The organism is Glaciecola sp. 33A, assembly GCF_002836745.1.
Classification (GTDB): Bacteria; Pseudomonadota; Gammaproteobacteria; order Enterobacterales; family Alteromonadaceae; genus Glaciecola.
On sequence record NZ_PJAR01000043.1, the window covers coordinates 113584 to 132293 of the forward strand.

The 18710-nt window shown below is 41.4% G+C and carries 17 protein-coding genes; 7 read left to right on the forward strand and 10 right to left on the reverse strand.

Translation table 11 applies throughout. The features are described 5' to 3' along the window. Nucleotides 1-118: 118 nt before the first annotated feature. A complete protein-coding gene (locus tag CXF81_RS14875; protein ID WP_101182129.1) occupies nucleotides 119-1741 on the forward strand; it encodes an NAD(P)/FAD-dependent oxidoreductase in 1623 nt (540 codons plus the stop codon). A gap of 68 nt (nucleotides 1742-1809) precedes the next feature. On the opposite strand, the gene CXF81_RS14880 is transcribed toward CXF81_RS14875, so the two are convergent. Then, nucleotides 1810-2187 (reverse strand): hypothetical protein, encoded by a 378-nt coding sequence (locus CXF81_RS14880; protein ID WP_101182130.1) that lies wholly within the window; start codon nucleotides 2185-2187, stop codon nucleotides 1810-1812. 298 nt (nucleotides 2188-2485) lie between these two features. Between CXF81_RS14880 and CXF81_RS14885 the strand changes: the two genes are divergently transcribed. Further along, on the forward strand, nucleotides 2486-3304 hold the full coding sequence (locus CXF81_RS14885; protein WP_101182131.1) for an HAD family hydrolase: 819 nt from the start codon (nucleotides 2486-2488) through the stop codon (nucleotides 3302-3304). A 179-nt stretch (nucleotides 3305-3483) separates the two neighbouring features. After that, nucleotides 3484-4113, forward strand: a complete 630-nt coding sequence (locus CXF81_RS14890; protein ID WP_101182132.1) for a heme-binding protein — start codon at nucleotides 3484-3486, stop codon at nucleotides 4111-4113. A gap of 146 nt (nucleotides 4114-4259) precedes the next feature. Here CXF81_RS14890 and purU read toward each other — a convergent pair whose 3' ends face one another. Further along, nucleotides 4260-5108, reverse strand: coding sequence for a formyltetrahydrofolate deformylase (gene purU / locus CXF81_RS14895; protein WP_101182133.1), 849 nt, complete (start codon nucleotides 5106-5108; stop codon nucleotides 4260-4262). A 308-nt stretch (nucleotides 5109-5416) separates the two neighbouring features. Between purU and phbB the strand changes: the two genes are divergently transcribed. Continuing rightward, nucleotides 5417-6139, forward strand: a complete 723-nt coding sequence (phbB, locus tag CXF81_RS14900; RefSeq protein ID WP_101182134.1) for an acetoacetyl-CoA reductase — start codon at nucleotides 5417-5419, stop codon at nucleotides 6137-6139. Between the two features lie 218 nt (nucleotides 6140-6357). On the opposite strand, the gene CXF81_RS14905 is transcribed toward phbB, so the two are convergent. The 7 genes from CXF81_RS14905 to CXF81_RS14935 all read right to left on the reverse strand — a co-directional run bounded on the left by CXF81_RS14905 (nucleotide 6358) and on the right by CXF81_RS14935 (nucleotide 13163). Continuing rightward, nucleotides 6358-7527: a lytic murein transglycosylase gene (locus CXF81_RS14905; RefSeq protein ID WP_232771949.1), complete on the reverse strand. Its 1170-nt coding sequence runs from the start codon at nucleotides 7525-7527 to the stop codon at nucleotides 6358-6360. Nucleotides 7528-7796: 269 nt separating this feature from the next. Continuing rightward, entirely contained in the window at nucleotides 7797-9014 is a 1218-nt protein-coding gene (locus CXF81_RS14910) for a polyhydroxyalkanoate depolymerase (RefSeq protein ID WP_101182136.1), read from the reverse strand. Nucleotides 9015-9190: 176 nt separating this feature from the next. After that, nucleotides 9191-9541, reverse strand: coding sequence for a phasin family protein (locus CXF81_RS14915; protein ID WP_101182137.1), 351 nt, complete (start codon nucleotides 9539-9541; stop codon nucleotides 9191-9193). Between the two features lie 33 nt (nucleotides 9542-9574). Further along, entirely contained in the window at nucleotides 9575-10324 is a 750-nt protein-coding gene (gene phaP / locus CXF81_RS14920; RefSeq protein WP_101182138.1) for a TIGR01841 family phasin, read from the reverse strand. A gap of 164 nt (nucleotides 10325-10488) precedes the next feature. Next, entirely contained in the window at nucleotides 10489-10920 is a 432-nt protein-coding gene (phaR, locus tag CXF81_RS14925; protein ID WP_101182139.1) for a polyhydroxyalkanoate synthesis repressor PhaR, read from the reverse strand. A gap of 122 nt (nucleotides 10921-11042) precedes the next feature. Beyond that, entirely contained in the window at nucleotides 11043-12860 is a 1818-nt protein-coding gene (locus CXF81_RS14930; RefSeq protein ID WP_101182140.1) for an alpha/beta hydrolase, read from the reverse strand. Nucleotides 12861-12926: 66 nt separating this feature from the next. Continuing rightward, complete coding sequence (locus CXF81_RS14935) at nucleotides 12927-13163, reverse strand: hypothetical protein (RefSeq protein WP_101182141.1); 237 nt, start codon at nucleotides 13161-13163, stop codon at nucleotides 12927-12929. Between the two features lie 364 nt (nucleotides 13164-13527). On the opposite strand from CXF81_RS14935, the gene mrcB reads away from it, so the two are divergent. The 3 genes from mrcB (at nucleotide 13528) to CXF81_RS14950 (ending at nucleotide 17760) form a co-directional block, all read left to right on the forward strand. Then, on the forward strand, nucleotides 13528-15867 hold the full coding sequence (mrcB, locus tag CXF81_RS14940; RefSeq protein WP_101182142.1) for a penicillin-binding protein 1B: 2340 nt from the start codon (nucleotides 13528-13530) through the stop codon (nucleotides 15865-15867). Between the two features lie 276 nt (nucleotides 15868-16143). Then, the gene (gene glnK, locus CXF81_RS14945; RefSeq protein ID WP_101182143.1) at nucleotides 16144-16482 is read left to right on the forward strand and encodes a P-II family nitrogen regulator; all 339 of its coding nucleotides are present in this window, start codon (nucleotides 16144-16146) and stop codon (nucleotides 16480-16482) included. Between the two features lie 30 nt (nucleotides 16483-16512). Further along, nucleotides 16513-17760 (forward strand): ammonium transporter, encoded by a 1248-nt coding sequence (locus CXF81_RS14950; RefSeq protein WP_101182144.1) that lies wholly within the window; start codon nucleotides 16513-16515, stop codon nucleotides 17758-17760. A gap of 168 nt (nucleotides 17761-17928) precedes the next feature. Here the strand turns inward: CXF81_RS14950 and CXF81_RS14955 are convergent, their stop codons facing one another. Beyond that, complete coding sequence (locus tag CXF81_RS14955; RefSeq protein WP_101182145.1) at nucleotides 17929-18696, reverse strand: exodeoxyribonuclease III; 768 nt, start codon at nucleotides 18694-18696, stop codon at nucleotides 17929-17931. Between the last annotated feature and the right edge of the window lie 14 nt (nucleotides 18697-18710).

Genomic DNA, 18710 nt, shown 5'->3' on the forward strand with positions numbered 1-18710 from the left:
GTTTGGTTCAAGGTATCGATTTAGTTAATTACACAGGACTATCTAAACAAGGCCAACTGTTTTAAAATAGCGCGCCCTGACAGAAAGGCTGTCCGGCGTTACAAAGAGTAAGAGTATTATGCTGCGTTTAACCGATATTAAATTACCCCTCGATCATGATGAGCAGGCACTTGAGCTTGCCATTTTAAGCAAACTTGACATTAGCAAGAGCACTCTATTGTCATTTGACTTATTTAAACGGGGTTATGACGCACGCAATAATAGAAATATTCAGCTCATCTATACGCTCGACGTTGAGGTAGAAAAGCAGGAAGAATTATTAGCACAGTTTAGCCGTGATCCACATGTGCGCTTAACACCCGATATGCGCTATAAGTTCGTTGCCCAAGCCCCTGCGGATCTTACCCATCGGCCCGTCGTTGTTGGTCTTGGCCCCTGTGGTTTATTTGCGGCTTTGATTTTGGCACAAATGGGTTTTAAACCTATTATCTTAGAACGTGGAAAGGCCGTACGTGAACGCACAAAAGACACCTTTGGTTTTTGGCGCAAACAAGAGCTCAATCCAGAATCAAATGTGCAATTTGGTGAGGGTGGAGCCGGTACTTTTTCAGATGGTAAACTGTATAGCCAGGTTAAGGATCGCAAGCATTATGGTCGCAAGGTGCTGCACGAATTTGTCGCCGCCGGTGCACCTGAGGAAATCATGTATGTGAGTAAGCCGCATATAGGTACTTTTAAACTGGTAAACATGGTCGAAAAAATGCGCGAGCAAATTATTGCGCTAGGAGGCGAGTTCCGCTTTAGTACGAGAGTCGAAAAATTAGATTTAGAGCCTGATAATAAAAATTATAAAATCAAAGGATTATATTTGTCAGGAGGCGATTACATAAGCTGTAAACAGGTTATTTTGGCTATTGGCCATAGTGCTCGTGATACCTTCACTGCACTCTATGAACAAGGTGTTTACATTGAAGCCAAACCTTTTTCGATAGGTTTTCGCATTGAACATGAACAAAGTATGATTGATCGCAGCCGCTTTGGTGATAATGTAGGCAACCCAATTTTGGGTGCAGCCGACTACAAGCTCGTGCATCACTGTAAAAATGGCCGCACGGTATATAGTTTTTGCATGTGTCCTGGTGGTACTGTGGTAGCTGCAGCATCCGAGCCCGGTCGAGTGGTCACAAATGGAATGAGCCAATACTCAAGGCACGAACGCAATGCCAATAGCGCTATTGTTGTTGGAGTGACGCCTGAAGAGGACTACCCGGGTCATCCTTTGGCAGGAATTGAATTGCAACGCAGTTTGGAAGCCTTGGCATTTGCCGTTGGAGGCGAGAATTATCATGCGCCGGCTCAGTTAATTGGTGACTTTTTAACTGGGAAACCCAGTGCCGAAATCGGTGTGGTTAAACCTTCATATACGCCAGGCATCACGCTAACTGATTTGAGTAAAGTGGTACCTGATTATGTTATTCATGCGATTCGTGAAGCCATTCCCGCTTTTGATCGTCAAATAAAAGGATTTGCTAAACAAGACGGTTTATTAACTGGGGTTGAAACCCGCACCTCTTCACCTATCTGCATCAAGCGCGGGACCGACTATCAAAGTGTGAATGTGCAAGGCTTATATCCTGCAGGAGAGGGAGCGGGCTATGCTGGAGGCATATGGTCAGCTGGAATTGATGGCATACGTGTAGCCGAAGCAGTCGCGTTAGCTATTGCAGGCGAAGCGTCGTAAAAAATATGAACGTGTAACCGTTCTGCAAGTTACTCGCCAGCATTGATGTCTTTATATCTGGATTACGTTTACCCCCCTAACATGTCCCGAAGCTTGCGTTCTGCCAATTCCGCAGGCGTTAAACTGTGTTCATGGTTGCTACTTTGCACTTCTGCCTCGTCACCAAACAAAGCCGCTAATTGGGCTTCTGCATTCCCTTTCTTTTGCGTTTTTATTGCAAAAACTTGTTCTGATGGTGAAAAGTAATCACAAAAATTTGCTTTCTCTGTGTCTGTTACATCCTCTGCACTGGGTTCGTTACATCCATTTCGACCGTCAAATTCTCTACACATTTTGCAAACATGTTGATCGGCATTACAAACAGAGCAATCTTCGCGCCGCGACATCGGGAAAATAACGTTTTCAAGCAGATTTCCACATTGCCAACAACTAAGCTTTTGAGACATAAATAGTGCTCCTAAAAGTTAATGTTTTTGCCTAACACCAGACTAAAACAAACAGAATTTGAGTCAACTTATTGAATATAAATGTAATACCCAATAAAATCATAATATCGATATCACAATAATTATCTTGAGGTTTTGACTAATTTCAAGCGAAGTTTGTTTAGTGTTAGGCATAAGTAATACTCATTCACTGGCATATAAACTAAATTGTCTTTTAACACGTAGTGTATTGACATACTATCCATTTTAAACGCAGGGCCAAAATTTTCGCCCGTTATACTGAGCTATAGACATATTTATGCATCTCATTTTTTTTGATTTAGATGGCACCCTATTAAACGATGCATCTGAAATATCTCCCTTTACCAAAGAGACCCTTATCCTATTGCGAGAAAATGACATAGCCTATACTGTGGCGACAGGGCGAACTATGCTGTCGGCTCGAGAGATTGTTGAAGGTCATGATTTTAATTTACCTCAAATTTACAATAATGGGGTAACAGTGTGGGATCCTAAAATTCAACAACTCACACTGGAAAATCTGCTTAATCACGCTGAAGTAGCTACGATAATTGATTTAGCACTTTCACACAGAATTACGCCTTTTGTTAATACTATCGAAAACCATCATCACTTTATTTTTCACACTGACACACGTCACGATGTCGAAAGAGATCTAGTTCGTAAATATTTTTCTCGTACCAAAGCCAAACTTTTACCGCTAGACGCACTGCCGGTCGACAGTCAAGTGACTAATATTAGTATGATTGGTTGCGCTGATACTATTAATGAAATGTGGTTAGAACTTAATACACACCCAAATCTAATTGCCTACTCCGGACCAACTACGGAGGGTGACACTTTTAGATGGATGGATATTCACCATTGTCGCGCTAGTAAGGGCAATGCGGTTACCAATTTAAAAAAGCAATTAGGCGCCAGTAACATTATTTGCTTTGGTGATGGTGATAACGATTTGAGTATGTTTGCGCTTGCAGATGAAAGTTATGCCCCAGAAAACGCAAAAGCCGAAATTAAAAATTCTGCTAGCGCTGTCATTGGGCATAATCACAAGGATGGCATAGCACACTTTTTGCGTGAACGCTTCTCGCTATAAAAGCCCTAAGGCATCCTTGTGCTAAAAGTAAATGGATTTAATCGTCTGCCAACTATCATACTTTTTTTAAAAGTTTTCGAATCATGTATGCAATGCGGCATCAATTGCTTTCTCTATACAAGCGCTTACGCGCTTTACAAAGCTGGCTTTGAAATAGAAGCATAAACTAAGGATTTAAAGTGAAATCACTATTACCAATATTTGCATCAATTTTTGTGGCGGGATGTTCTGTGGTCGGTCAAAGTAATGTAGATACTGCACCCTATACTGTACTGAAATCTGACGATATTCAGAAAATTGAAGTTCGCAAATATGATTCAATGATATTGGTTTCAACAAGTATGTCTGGAAAAAATGGTAACAGTGCATTTAGAGAATTATTTAAATACATTGGCGGCGCGAATGAGGGCGCAACGCAGATAGCCATGACTGCTCCGGTTATCATGGATAATAAAAAAATCACAAAAAAAGGCACGGAAATTTCGATGACCGCTCCTGTGTTTATGAATGAAAGCGCTGACACTTCCTTAATGTCATTCGTTATGCCCAACGATTTCACCCTAGAGACGACGCCGAAACCCACTAATCCTGATGTTAAGGTGAGTGAACTTAAAGACTACAAAGTCGCTGCTATTCAGTTTAGTGGCACACTCAGTGACAGCAACGTAGATGAACACACAATAATTCTCAGCGCTTGGATTACTAATAACGGCTATACCGCTATAAATAAGCCGGTAAAAGCTGGCTACAACGGACCTTTTACTCTGCCAATGATGCGCCGAAATGAAGTGTTGATTGAGGTTAGATAGTCTCCCTTTACTGTGCCAATAATACACAGACTGAGAAACATAAAAACTAGACCTGAATAATGTTTTCAAGGATCCAAGCGGCTGTTGACTCAACGTCGATATTTTTTAACGATGCTCAGGCTGCGTTTTTAATTTAAAACAGCTACCTACGCAAATACCAACGTTTTGTTCTGATGGATAATAATGCGGTCCTGTAAGTGATATCGAATACCATTGGCTAATGCATTCACTTCACACCGCTTACCCTTTCGCACCATATCTTGAGCAGAGTCACTGTGACTAATACGCAAGACTTCCTGTTCAATTATGGGCCCATCATCAAGATCGGAAGTCACGTAATGACAGGTAGCACCAATTAACTTTACACCTCTTTCATAAGCCTGTTGATAAGGCTTTGCACCAGCGAAAGAGGGTAGAAAACTATGGTGGATATTGATCGCTTTCCCAGCCAGTTTGTGGCACAGATAATTTGGCACGATTTGCATGAATCGGGCCAGTACTGTTAAATCTATTTGATAATATTCGAGTAAACTCTCTACTTCCTTAAATGCTTTTGTTTTATCTGAAAAGTCAATAAAGTGAAACGGAACTTTATACCAGTCAGCATACTCTCGCATCGTTTCATGGTTGGCGATAATACATGGAATGTTGCATTGCAGTTCGCCAGTGTGCCATCGATGTAGTACATCAATTAAGCAATGAGACTCCCTGCTTGCCAACAGAGCAACGTTCATATTTTTCTGTGAATCATTAAGGGTCCAGCGCATCTCATAACGTTCGGCTACTTTACTAAACGCGCTTACAAAGTGCTCATGATCCACTGCAATCGACTTCGCATCTATTTCGTGGCGCATAAAAAACCGATTAAGTTGCAAGTCTGAGTGATGACTGGCTTCGAGAATGTTCGCGCCATACTCTGAGAGGAATTGCGATACAGCAGCCACTAGTCCAGTTTGGTCGGGACAATCGATAACAAGGCGGTAAGTAGATTGCAAAGCCAGTTTTCCTTTTGCGCAGATAAAGTTATGTTATGGATCCAAAGTATACCGTGAGTACTTTTTAATTGATAACGTATTTTACGGTCTACATTTTGCTTTGTTGAAATAAAGGTCAGGCTTTATTGTGATCTATATCAATTCCGTTGTCGCTAAATATAGCGGATAGACTAAAGTTTATAGCGGATAGACTATAGTTGCATTATTGTCATATGTAATTTGTATTATAGATATTTAACAAATAAGCAGTGAACGAATTTAGGGCCGTATTTTATTTAACAATTAAGTCACGCAAAAAAGGAATGGATATGACTAGAGTAGCATTAGTTACAGGCGGAACTCGTGGAATTGGTGAAGCGATTTGTAAGAAGCTTTTCGAGAAAGGTTACAAAGTTGTTGCTAATTACGGAGGTAATGATGTTAAAGCCACTGAATTTACTGTACGAACTGGTATTCCAGCAGCAAAATTTGATGTATCAAATTTTGAGCAAACAGCTGCTGGAATAGCTAAAATTGAAAGTGAATATGGTCCAATTGATATTTTAGTCAATAACGCCGGAATTACTAGAGATGGCACAATGCACCGAATGAGTTTTGAGCAATGGAATGCTGTTATTCAAACCAACTTGGCTTCTTGTTTTAATACTTGTCGTGCGGTGATTGATGGCATGCGTAGCAGAGACTTTGGTCGTATCGTTAACGTCGGATCCGTAAACGGTCAAGCAGGTCAATATGGCCAGGTTAACTACGCTGCCGCTAAGTCGGGTATCCATGGCTTTACTAAAGCACTGGCGTTAGAAAGTGCGAGTAAAGGTATTACTGTAAATGCTATTGCTCCTGGATACGTCGACACCGATATGGTGCGAGCGGTACCGCCAGAGGTTTTGGTGAAAATTATCAGAACCATCCCGGTGGGCCGTTTAGGTAAACCTGAAGATATTGCAAACAGTGTGGCTTTTTTAGTCGATGACGAATCAAGCTTTATTACTGGGTCAACATTGTCCATTAATGGTGGTCAACATATGTATTAAATTGGTGCATGAGCACCAATATGTATCAATTAGTTGCGTGATTAACTGCTTTATCATTTTTAATATACGGAACTAATTGTGAATACAAACGTGTAAATAAGGAGGCTATGTGGCCTCCTTATTTATCTCTACTAGTGACGTTGACGTCAGCAGAGAAAGCACCTAAAAAGAAGCACCTAAAAAGAAGCACCTAAAAAGAAGCACCTAAAAAGAAGCACCTAAAAAGCAAGTATGGCGTTGAAGGTCGCGGTTGACGGAAATCCATCGGCGATCATATTATTACGATCTTGAAATTCACGAATACCGGCTCTAGTTGCAGGGCCAATAATGCCGTCTGCACCACCAACATTTATACCCATGCCATTTAACTTGCGTTGCATTTGCGCCATTTGGTTAATGCTATACTTGGGTAATTCAGGTAAAGGCTTACTCAACTCATCATTACCCAAAATACGATTGGCAAGTTGTCCAACAGCAATGCCGTAAAACTCCGAATTATTCCATCTCAAAATGACATTAAAGTTGTGATAGGTCAAAAATACAGGTCCTTTATAACCAGCGGGCACAATTAATTTTGATGGAATGTCGGATTGTCCAATCGTTCTGCCATCGGCTTTTGTAATATGTAAATCCGACCAGTGGCTAACCGGTTTTCTTTCATTAGTGACGCTGGCATAATTGAAGTCGGCGGGCAGCAATACCTCACGGCCCCATCTTAGTCCGGGTTTCCAACCTAGTTGGTTCAAAAAATTAGCAGCCGAAGTGAGTGCATCTTTTTCGCTATTCCATAGGTCTGCTTTACCATCACCGTCGCCGTCGATGGCATATTTGGTGTAAGCGGTGGGCATAAACTGTGTATGTCCCATAGCCCCAGCCCACGAGCCAATCATTTGTTCTTTGCTAAGCGACTCTCTATCCATGAGTTTCAGTGCAAGCATTAACTCGCCAGTGAAATAGTCGCTGCGACGAGGGTCACAAGCCAATGTTGCCAATGAATCAAGTGTCGACATTTTACCTTTATAGGTGCCGAAATTAGTTTCAAGGCCCCAAAATGCAAGCAAATAATGCCCCGGAATTCCATATTTTTTGGTCAATCCGGTTAAAAATTCTTGGTTCTCAATTAAGGCTTTGCGGCCTTTTTCAATACGCCATTTATTCACTCTAGCGCTGTAATAACTGGGGAATGTTTGCACAAATTCAGGTTGATTACGGTCATACTCTAACACTTTTGGAACTTGCATTAAGTTGGGGATTTCAGCCGCTATACGAGTTTCTGAAACGCCTTGCTGGGATGCGATTTGTGCAAGTGACACTTTGCATTCAGCAAAATTTTGCTGTTTTTTGGCTGACGGGTCCACCATTGTTTGTGCGTAGGACAAGGTTGACATTGAGACTGCGATTAAAAGCGAAGATATGTAAATAAGTACACGAAATTTTCGCATCTTTGATGACCTGTTAATTTGAGAAAGCGGTCGAAACATAATAGTAATTATCCCTAATGCTAAAAATATCAATTGCTTTGACTACATTAAACGTAGGTTAAATGCAGATACATAGATTATTACTCATACTGACCATCAAATATACAAAAAGTGCGAGAGTTCGCACTTTTCGATTGTTGTTAACGCCATCACCGGGCTATATATTTACACGCATTTCAGGAATATTTATCAATAAATTCTGTTACTAATGGGCGGATATTCTTACGGTACATCGAGCCACTAAATATCCCGTAGTGACCAGCACCTAGCTGGGTATGATGTTTACGCATATTTTTTGGTATTTTTTGGCAAATATCTTGAGCAGCTTCAGTTTGCCCAATACCACAAATATCGTCTTCCGCACCCTCAACTGTCATCAGCGGCGTATTGGTAATTGCATTAAAGTCAACAGGCTTGCCAGCATATGTGATGGTTCCATTGGCTAACTCGTTATTTTTGAATACACGCTCGATGGTTTCTAAATAAAACTCTGCTGGCATATCTAAAACAGACAAATACTCATCGTAGAACGCTCTAAAGCGATCGGTATCTTCTGTCTCACCAATTAATAAATTCTGAAAATACTCCTGATGCTTCTTAATGTGAGTTTCCTTATTCATTGAAAGAAACCCACCGAGTTGCATAAATCCAGGGTAAACCTTTCTGCCCTCACCAGAATAACCTGTCGGAACTGTTTGAATAGCAACATTTTCAAACCAGCTCATTGGGTGTTCGTGTGAAAATTCATTCACCCGAGTTGGATTTTTACTAGTATCAATCGGACCTGCCATTAAGGTCAATGACTTCGGTATATTAGGATTTTTTTCTTGTGCCATCACTGCTGTTGCAATTAATGCTTGCACAGTAGGCTGGCAAATAGCAATCAAATGCGTTTCGGGCCCTAAATTGTTCATAAAATCGATTAAATAACTGACATAACAATCGAATGAGAATGGACCTTCTTCTAATGGAACGTCACGTGCGTCGAGCCAATCAGTAATATAAACTTCGTGGCGCGGTAAGAGAGCTTCAACAGTGCCTTTCAATAGAGTCGAATGGTGTCCAGATAGCGGTGCGACTAGCAGCACTTTGTCTTTGTCAGTTTGTCCTGCTTTGCTAAAATGAATTAGATTGCAAAAGGGTTTTCCTAATACTATTTCTTCTTTAACGGCCACCGCTTTACCATTTACATCAACCGTTGTGATATGAAAACCTAATTTGTCATAACGCTGTGTGAGTCGCATCGCTGATTCAAGCGTGGCGCTCGCAACACGGCCGCTCCAAGTATGCGAATATGGATTACTGGGATGTGAAATAAGCTCGTTAAGGAAGTAAAAACCTTCGCTCATTAATTGTCCGCTTTTTGCAAAATAATCGAATGCTTGATACTTCATCACGTCTCCTAATGCTCCAATGCAAGCAACCGAATTGGGCAGATGCTGGATAATTGCTTTTTAACAGTTATTGTTGAGTAAAAAAAACTCCAATTACCGAGATTGTCAAATCCCTGTGATTGGAGTTACTTTATATCTTTATACAAACCTAATCGGTGAGCACAGACCATGACGTATTACTTAGGTGTAGCAGCGGCAGACATTTTAGCTGTCATGCTTTCACTGAAGCCTTTAATCATTTCACCGGCTTTAGTTTGAGCACCGGAGACGAGAGTGTAAGTCTCTTTTGCTGATTCAGTTACCGTTGCTTGTAGACCTTCCAAATACGCTTTTTGTGCTTCAGCTAGGCTAGTTACGTCTTTTTGCTTGCTCACAGTTTCAGCAAATGAAACGCCACCGCTTAAAAGCGTTGAGAAAAGTGCATTTTGTTTTTCAGCAAGTGCTTGAAGAATAGACATATTTAGTGTCGCTAATTCAGTAACAGGTTTCATTGACTCTGTAAGTTGTTCGTTTACTTTATCTAACATGATGTATCTCCACTATTTAAGAATAAAATTTAATTAAGCTTTCGTCACAGGTGCTGATTTACTATCAGATACCGTTTTAACGTCATCAGCTTTTGTTTTTGCCGGTGCTTTTACTTCTTCAGCACTTAGCGTTACAACTGGCTTCGCTGCAGATTTAGCGACTGGCTTTTTCACTTCCACTGTCGGCGTTTGTTTGGTTTTGGTCGCTGTTTTTGCTAGTTCTGCTTTTTGTACCGTATCTGCTTTAATCGCAGGGGCTGCTTTAACCGCAGAAGTGGCATGAACGACAGGTGCTGCCTTCGCAGCAGGTGCTGCCTTCGCAACAGGTGCGGCCTTCGCAGCAGGTGCTGCCTTCGCAGCAGGTGCTGCCTTCGCAACAGGTGCGGCCTTCGCAGCTGGTGCGGCCTTCGCAACAGGTGCTGCTTTCACAACGGGTGCTGTTTTAACTGTCTCTTTCGCTACTACACTCGCGGTTTCATAGCCTGACTTTAATGCGTCAGTATATTTTTGCGAAACAGCACTTATCGTGTTGTACGTATTTGTAGTTGTACCGGTTAAACGCTCTCTTAACGATTCAGCATAAACTGCTTGAGCGGCCAATATGTCTTTCATTTCTGTTTGTTGGGCGATGGTTTGCATCAACTTAACACTGTCATCAATCAACCCAGAGAAAAATAGGGTTTGTTGCTTAGTCACTGCTTCCATTGCCTTAACATTAGCAGCGAGCAGCTCACTAGCTGGCTGTGATGAGTTTCTCATTTGTTTTGAAAATTGACCAAACATACCTGTTTCCCCTATTGTCTAACTAAGCTTTGCTGCGCTGCAACATTTCGTATATTCAAATAATAGACAAACTACAGAGAAGATCAAGTATTATTTTGCTGCGCTGCAACATATTATTGAGATGGAATAAAGTATTTGAGTGGAAAAACAGTTAATTAATTGTTTTAACTGTCTTTTTTATTTTTCGGGTTTGCGTTCCAAGCCGACATATTTTGCTCCATAATCTTTGAAAACATGCCGATTGGGCTGTTGTCGACCATATTCTTCATTAATCCTTGCACTTTATCTTGCTGTTCTATGAACTGAACAATGCTTTGTTCGAGGTACTGCCTAACGAACACTTCCATATCACTATCGTAAAACCGGATAAGTTGTTTCAACAACACATCGGTTAAAAGTGATTGTTGTTCATTTGCTTCGGACTCACTAATAATTTGCAAGAGTACCGACTTTGTAATGTCCGCGTCTGTTTTTGAATCCACTATTTTGAATTCAATCCGGTCATTTATCAGTATTTTAATAAAATCCAAATTAACATACTTGCTCTGTGAACTATCGTACAAACGGCGATTCGGATATTTTTTGATTAAGACCAAGTTAACCTCTAAGAAATAAAAAACAACAAATTACAGTGTAAAATAATAAGCCTCATTTTTGAGAGCCATCAGGTTAGCCTAATTTATCAAAAATTGCATGGCTTTGAGGCAATCTTGTTTTATTATTCATCTAGGCGTTTGAGCACATAGTCTCCTGGTGCGTCCATAATGGCCGGATATCGCTTACTCTTGCCTGGTTGTAGCGCATTAATTTTGTGTCCTGACGCAGATTGCATCCACTGATGCCAATCTGGCCACCAAGACCCTTTATGCTCTTTTGCTCCCTCTAACCAGTCTTGCGCTGAATCCGGAAGTTCATCATTTATCCAGTGCGGGTACTTTCCCCCTTCTGTCGGATTGATGACTCCTGCTAAATGCCCTGAGCCAGCCAGTACAAAGCGGCAATCGCCTGCAACAATTTTGGTTCCTTCATAAGCACCTTGCCAAAGCACGATATGGTCGGCGATGGTGGATAAAAAATAGCTTGGCATATCAATGTTACCTAAATCAATCGGAATATCATCAATAACTAAGGCCCCCGGATCCTTTAACTTATTTTCCCAATAAGTAGTGCGTAAGTACTGCTTGAGGCAAGCCGATGGAATATTAGTTGCGTCGCTATTCCAATAGAGGATATCAAAGGGCGCTGGGTCTTTACCTTTTAGATAGTTTTCGATAAAGAATGACCAAAATAAGCTGTTTTCGCGCAGCAAACTAAAACTCATACCCGTAATCCGCCCGTCGAAAACACCATTATTTTCAGCGTTTTTTTCAACTATCGGTAGCATATCCTCTGAGAAGTAATTACCAACTTCGCCGGGTTCACTAAAGTCTAATAATGTGGTTAGGAAAGTAAGCGAAGCAATGGATTCATCACCAATGGCCCTTAAATAGGCCGCAGTCATTGAACATAGAGTACCGCCAACACAAAAACCGGTTAGATTAACTTGTTTTTGTTTAGTTATTGCTTTGATTATCTCAATAGCCGCCAATGAGCCTTTGCGCATGTAATCTGTGAAATCGTAATCTGCTAATTCGGAGGTAGGGTTGACCCAAGAGATCATAAACACGCAATAACCTGCATTTAGCAACCCGCGCACCATTGACTTCTTTTCATCCAAATCAAGAACATAGTATTTGTTAATGAAAGGTGGCGTTATCAAAATAGGTATTTGATAGTGCTTTTCTTGAGTGGGTGTATAGTGAATTAGTTGGATCAGTTCATTCTGAAAAATTACCTTTCCGGGGGTATTCGCCAAATTTTCACCAAGCGTAAAAGCATTGCTGTCACTTTGGCGCATTTTAAACGCCTCCAACGGACTTTTCTCTAAGTCTTCCAGAAAATTTTGCATGCCTTTCACTAAGTTTTCGCCTTTGCTTTTAATCACTTCTTCGCAAACTTCTGGATTGGTTAAGATAAAGTTCGTCGGCGCTAGCGAATTAATATATTGACGAGTAAAAAACTTTGCTTGCTTGGCTGCTTTTTCATCACTAAATTCTAGCGTATCAATCATATTGTTGAGCATGTCTGAATTGACTAAATAGGACTCTTTTATATAATGGAATACCGGGTTGTCTTCCCAATCACTGTGCTCGAATCGGCGGTCGCCGGATGTCGTTTTAGGTGCTGTGGCTCCTGTATCGATTGTTTCAGCATTTGCAGCCAGAGCCTGACCCATCATTGCTTTGGAGGCTTGTTGCCATAAATCGGCTTGTTTTTGCATGTATTGCATTTGCTGTTGAATAAGTTTATTCGAATCAACTTTAATATCACCGTTTAGCAGCGAGGCTAATTTTTGCGGGTCGAACATGCCGGGTGCTGTCGCTCCAGCGCCTTCTGCCGTTTTGTTTGTTCTCGTCAACACCTCTTTGGCCAAGGCATTAAAAACGGTCGCATATTTCTCAATGTAAGCTAAAACTTCACTCTCATCAGTACCCATTTGATTCTCCATTGTGACGTGCTAACTGCCATTATTAGTCGCTATTAATGACAATATTATTCGTTACTAAGATTTATTCTGGCCTTTCAAAAAGCCATCCATCATTTTTTGATAGGCCGTAAAGCCGGTCAATCCAGTTTCTAATGAAGGTTTAATAAATGTTTCAAAGGCTTTTTGTGGATCTTCCGCACATTTTTCTGCAAGATCCGCTGTTATTGTTGAATGTAATTGACTAAAATCAGGCAGACCGAAAATTTCTCTGGCCTCGGCGGGGCTTAAGTCTAATTCAATTTTGACTTTCATAACCTTCCCTCCAAAATAAACCGTAATACAGATAAATAGCTTGTTAAAATACCAGTGGGTATTGCGCTTTCTGTTACTGCTGAACTTTTAGCCTATGTTGCAGCCCAAACAATGTCTATAGTTTTCGGTCATTATAATCGGAATTATCCAAGATTAGCTTGCGTCACATCATATTTTCTATGCTTAGCTTGCCTTATATTATGATCCTCAGCATGCAAAAATGTCTTTGCCAGGGTCACTTAACAACGATAACGTGGCAATTTATCAGTAGAATGCGCTAAGCTATAAATACGGTAATTGATAACTACAGTTATTTATGAAGAGAACAACATAATGAGAACAACATAATGAGAACATTTACGCTTTGAAGATAATAGAAATACCTCTACTTCCATTTAGGTGGTTAAAACGTCATTTTTGGAAGCTTTTTATTGTCCTCTTGGTGGCTTCTTCAGCCTATGTTATTTATGTCGATGCGCAAGTAAAACAAAGGTTCGAAGGAAACAAGTGGCAGGTGCCTGCGCAAATATTTGCGCGTCCGTTGACGCTGCAAGTTAAGCAAGAAATCAGCATTGATGAAGTCAAAGATGAATTGAGTCTGCTGGGTTATCGCAAAGTTGCTGCGGCTCAATCGACAGGTGAATATCAGATTTATTCAAATCAGCTTCGAATTCAACGCCGAGCTTTTCATTTTCCTAATGGTTTTGAACCAGAGCGAGATATACGCATTACTTGGCAAGGAGTGCGCATTATAAAAATTGAATACCTGATAGGGAAGGGGGCTAATCCGACTTCAAAATCGCTTGCTTTAATACGATTAGAGCCTTGGTTAGTGTCTCGTTTAGTGAATGGGCTTGAAGAAGATCGCATGCTAGTTGGCAGGGATAATATTCCCAAGCTATTACAAAAAGCATTGGTGATTGTCGAAGACAGAGACTTTTACCAACATTACGGCATTGCACCCACATCAATCATTCGAGCTTTATTTGCGAATATAATTGCAGGTAGAACCGTGCAGGGTGGCAGTACATTAACCCAACAGTTGGCTAAAAACTTTTTTCTCACCCGTGAACGCTCATATATTCGAAAAGCCAAAGAAGCAGTTATGGCGATCGTTATTGATGCTAGATATCACAAAGATGAAATCATTAATGCGTATATAAATGAAGTCTTTCTCGGCCAAAATGGCGCTGTTGCAGTGCATGGTTTTGGTTTAGCCAGTCACTTCTATTTTGATAAGCCATTGGCCGAGCTTACTATTCCTGAAATAGCCACGTTGATAGGTTTGGTCAAAGGCCCTTCATTTTATTCACCAAGTAAACATCCTGAACGTGCGTTGAAACGTCGTAATGTGGTGTTACGTTTGTTGTTTGAGGCCAATGAAATTGGTAGTAGCGATTATGCAGCCTACGTAGCTACGCCCTTAAATACAGCTAGTAGTGACAGTCTGGCAAGTGGTCAGCATCCCGCATTCATGGACAAAGTACGCGACGAACTCAACACAGTGATTAGTCGTCGTTCAGAACAATTATCCGGCGTTAAACTTTATACAACCTTGGATATTAACGCGCAACGCCGCGCCGAAGAAGCCCTCAAAGAACAAGTTGAGAGTATTTCACAAAAGCGCAACCAAGCTAAGTTGCAAGCTGCAATGGTGGTATCCGATGTAAAAACCGGTGAGATCAGAGCGATAGTGGGTGGTAAAAAAACCACATTTAGTGGCTTTAATCGTGCGTTAAATGCCTACCGGCCGATAGGCTCATTGGTAAAACCTGCTGTTTATTTGTCAGCTTTAGAGGATCCAGAACATTATAATTTAGCGACCATGCTCGAAGACACACCAGTAAAAATGCGCAGTACTGGTGGTAAATATTGGGAGCCGCTAAACGCTGACAAAGAGTTTCGTGGTCAAGTCGCATTAATTGAAGCCTTGATTAAATCGTATAATGTGCCAAGCGTTAAACTTGGCATGGCCGTAGGTTTAGACGAAGTGGCTCACACTATCAATCGACTAGGGGTTGATAAGGATATAACAAAAGTACCAGCGCTTACCTTAGGCGCCATCGATTTGTCTGTGTTGCAGGTAAATCAAATGTACCAAACGATTGCTAACAATGGAGTGCTGAATAAACTGCACAGCTTAACGGCTGTGACATCAAACGAAAACGAATTGCTTTATTTACGGGATGTTAAAAGTGAAATTCGGGCTGATGAGTCGGCAACCTATTTAATTAATTATGCGTTGCATAAAGTCACGCTGGAGGGCACTGCTAGTGCAGTAAGAAAAGCCTTCCCGAATATCAATATGGCGGGTAAAACGGGCACAACTAATGATTATCGGGATAGTTGGTTTGCGGGTTTTGATAGAAATTTGGTCACTGCTGTGTGGATGGGATCGGATGACAACTCTCCCATTAATTTGTCGGGTGCGAGCGGCGCCATGCAAGTATTTATTGCCTTTCAGAAAAAACAATCTCCTAAGAATTTATCTCGACGTTTTCCCGAAGGGTTAGGAATTGCGCACTTCGACGCACATACCGGTAAACTCTCTACACCAGGTTGTGGTGATATTTTAAGCGTGCCAGCAATTCTTGGCGCGCTACCTGCACAAGCCAAGGAAAAAGCCTGCGATGGCAAATCAGCTATTAAAACGCAAGCTAAAAAGAAGCCGAAAACACTTTGGGAGAAATTGTTTGGAAACTAAATTTTGCCGTAATAAACGCAGTATGACCTAACATAATATTGTCCAACACAATCTGAATTCAAGTAAATCACGATCCGCACATTCTGCTTTATCATCCTAACTGCGTCTTTATGGGGCAAACATTTCAATTTGCACCATTACGGTGCTTTAGATTCCCGTTATACCACTCTAATAAAATCTATCTTTATGATTTAACTGACTATTAACTATTGGCATCGGTCTTGAATAAGTAATTTCAAACTTACTATCTCTTTTTGAATTACGCAGGAGCACACTATGAAATTAGTCACCGCAATCATTAAGCCTTTTAAGCTCGATGATGTTCGTGAAGCTATCTCTGAAATCGGAATTGACGGTTTAACCGTCACCGAGGTCAAGGGGTTTGGTCGTCAAAAAGGTCACACTGAGCTATACCGCGGCGCTGAATATCAGGTTGATTTTTTACCTAAAGTTAAACTTGAAATCGCTGTTAACGATGATCAAGTTGAGCGATTGGTTGAAGCCATTGTTGGTGCAGCTAAAACAGGCAAAATTGGTGACGGAAAAGTATTCGTCTATGACTTAGAACAAGCTGTGCGTATTCGTACTGGCGAAGCAGACGCTGACGCTCTTTAAGTCGCGTAGCTAGATAATCGGAGAACAAAAATGGAAATAACATTCGAGCTTGGGTATGCACTAGATACCTTTTACTTTTTAATTTGTGGTGTGTTGGTAATGTGGATGGCCGCCGGTTTTACAATGTTAGAAGCGGGCCTTGTGCGCGCTAAAAATACAACCGAAATATTAACTAAGAACGTCGCACTTTACGCAATCGCAAGTATCATGTACATGGTTTGCGGTTACAGCATCATGTATGGTGGAAGCGATTTCGTTTTCTTCCTAGACGGAATTAGTGCTGATGGCGCAACCGGTGTTGCTGAGGATGCAGCAACATATGCACCTGCAGCTGACTTTTTCTTCCAAGTCGTATTCGTAGCAACGGCTATGTCAATTGTATCTGGTGCAGTTGCTGAGCGAATGAAGTTGTGGTCATTTTTAATCTTTGCCGTTTTTCTTACCGCGTTTATTTACCCAATGGAAGGTAGCTGGACTTGGGGTGGCGAAGCCGTATTTGGTTTGTACACCTTAGCCGATTTTGGTTTCTCAGACTTTGCAGGTTCAGGTATTGTGCACATGGCAGGTGCATCTGCAGCATTAGCGGGTGTTATCGTCCTAGGAGCTCGCAAAGGTAAATATGGTCCGGATGGCAAAGTGAACGCTATTCCAGGTGCAAATCTACCAATGGCAGCGCTCGGTACATTTATTTTATGGATGGGTTGGTTTGGATTCAATGGTGGTTCAGTACTAGCAACTGCGACCGTTGAAAGTGCCAACAGCGTAGCTGTTGTATTCATGAACACCAATATGGCTGCTGCTGGTGGTTTAGTTGCCGCACTATTACTTGCTAGGGTATTGTTTGGCAAAGCTGACTTAACGATGGCATTAAATGGTGCATTGGCTGGATTGGTCGCGATTACGGCTGAGCCTTCTACACCAACACCATTGGTAGCCGCAGTCATTGGTGCATGTGGTGGTTTGATTGTGGTCGGCAGCATTCTCGCACTAGACAAGTTTAAAATCGATGATCCGGTGGGCGCTATTTCAGTCCACGGTGTTGTTGGTTTGTTTGGTTTATTAGTTGTTCCATTGACTAACCCAGCGGCTAAGTTTGGTGGTCAGCTCCTAGGTGCCGCGACTATCTTTATATGGGTATTTGGAGCCAGTCTTGTTGTTTGGTTGGCAATAAAAGCGGTTATGGGTGTCAGGGTCACTGATGAAGAAGAGTTTGAAGGTGTTGACATGAGTGAGTGTGGATTAGAAGCTTATCCAGACTTTACGACTAGCCGTCAATAATCGGATTCGATAAAAGTTAAAGCGCTAGCAAAGGAAAGCTAGCTCTGTCAGGGAAATTCAAGGAAGATGAAAGGAAGCAAGAGTTGGCGTGAAAATAACAATAACTACACGCCAACCGTTAATGTAAGCATGACGATTAGCCTCGATTTATCGAGGCTTTTTTGTGTATTAATTAAGTGACAACTGCACACTAACAGGACAGTGATCTGAACCATGAATGTCGTTGTGAATATCCGCAGCACCGATCTGTTCCTGTAGTTTGTGGGATACCAAAAAGTAATCAAGTCTCCAACCTATGTTACGTATCCTTGCACCTGCTCGATAACTCCACCAACTGTACTTTACTGTGTCAGGGTATAAATGCCGAAAAGTATCCACGTATCCTGCTGCAATGAGGTTGTCTAAACCGTCTATTTCTTTCTGTGTATAACCCGCGCTCTTATTATAATTGGGTTTGGGTCGAGCGATATCAATGTCACGATGAGCCACATTTAAATCACCACATACGACAACTGGCTTTCGTGCTTCGAGCTGTTTCACATAACTTAGAAAATCAGCATCCCACTGTGTACGATACGACAAACGCTTTAAACTATCGCCGGAATTAGGGGTGTAAACCGTCACCAAATAGAACGCATCAAATTCTGCACACAATACACGACCTTCTTGGTCATGTTCTTCGATACCGATGTCTCTTGTTACATCAATGGGTTTGACTCGGGTAATGATACTGGTGCCAGAATAACCTTTTTTTATGGCTGAGTTTGTGAATACATGATATCCCTTTAGGTCGCACAAGGCCTCGATCACTTGATCATCTTGTGCTTTCGTTTCCTGTAAACATAGAACGTCACACTCTAGTGAAGCTAAAGACTCAAAAAAGTCTTTTTTTATCGCGGCTCGAACGCCATTAACGTTCCAAGATACTAATTTCATCAAGCTCTCCAATG

Bases quoted from the DNA above. Each gene is read 5' to 3' on its own strand.
- CXF81_RS14955 (WP_101182145.1), bottom strand. From the start codon at position 18,696: ATGAAATTAGTATCTTGGAACGTTAATGGCGTTCGAGCCGCGATAAAA.
- phbB (WP_101182134.1), top strand. From the start codon at position 5,417: ATGACTAGAGTAGCATTAGTTACAGGCGGAACTCGTGGAATTGGTGAA.
- CXF81_RS14935 (WP_101182141.1), bottom strand. From the start codon at position 13,163: ATGAAAGTCAAAATTGAATTAGACTTAAGCCCCGCCGAGGCCAGAGAA.
- glnK (WP_101182143.1), top strand. From the start codon at position 16,144: ATGAAATTAGTCACCGCAATCATTAAGCCTTTTAAGCTCGATGATGTT.
- phaP (WP_101182138.1), bottom strand. From the start codon at position 10,324: ATGTTTGGTCAATTTTCAAAACAAATGAGAAACTCATCACAGCCAGCT.
- CXF81_RS14875 (WP_101182129.1), top strand. From the start codon at position 119: ATGCTGCGTTTAACCGATATTAAATTACCCCTCGATCATGATGAGCAG.
- CXF81_RS14880 (WP_101182130.1), bottom strand. From the start codon at position 2,187: ATGTCTCAAAAGCTTAGTTGTTGGCAATGTGGAAATCTGCTTGAAAAC.
- CXF81_RS14915 (WP_101182137.1), bottom strand. From the start codon at position 9,541: ATGTTAGATAAAGTAAACGAACAACTTACAGAGTCAATGAAACCTGTT.
- CXF81_RS14950 (WP_101182144.1), top strand. From the start codon at position 16,513: ATGGAAATAACATTCGAGCTTGGGTATGCACTAGATACCTTTTACTTT.
- CXF81_RS14885 (WP_101182131.1), top strand. From the start codon at position 2,486: ATGCATCTCATTTTTTTTGATTTAGATGGCACCCTATTAAACGATGCA.
- CXF81_RS14930 (WP_101182140.1), bottom strand. From the start codon at position 12,860: ATGGGTACTGATGAGAGTGAAGTTTTAGCTTACATTGAGAAATATGCG.
- CXF81_RS14905 (WP_232771949.1), bottom strand. From the start codon at position 7,527: ATGTCAACCTTGTCCTACGCACAAACAATGGTGGACCCGTCAGCCAAA.
- CXF81_RS14910 (WP_101182136.1), bottom strand. From the start codon at position 9,014: ATGAAGTATCAAGCATTCGATTATTTTGCAAAAAGCGGACAATTAATG.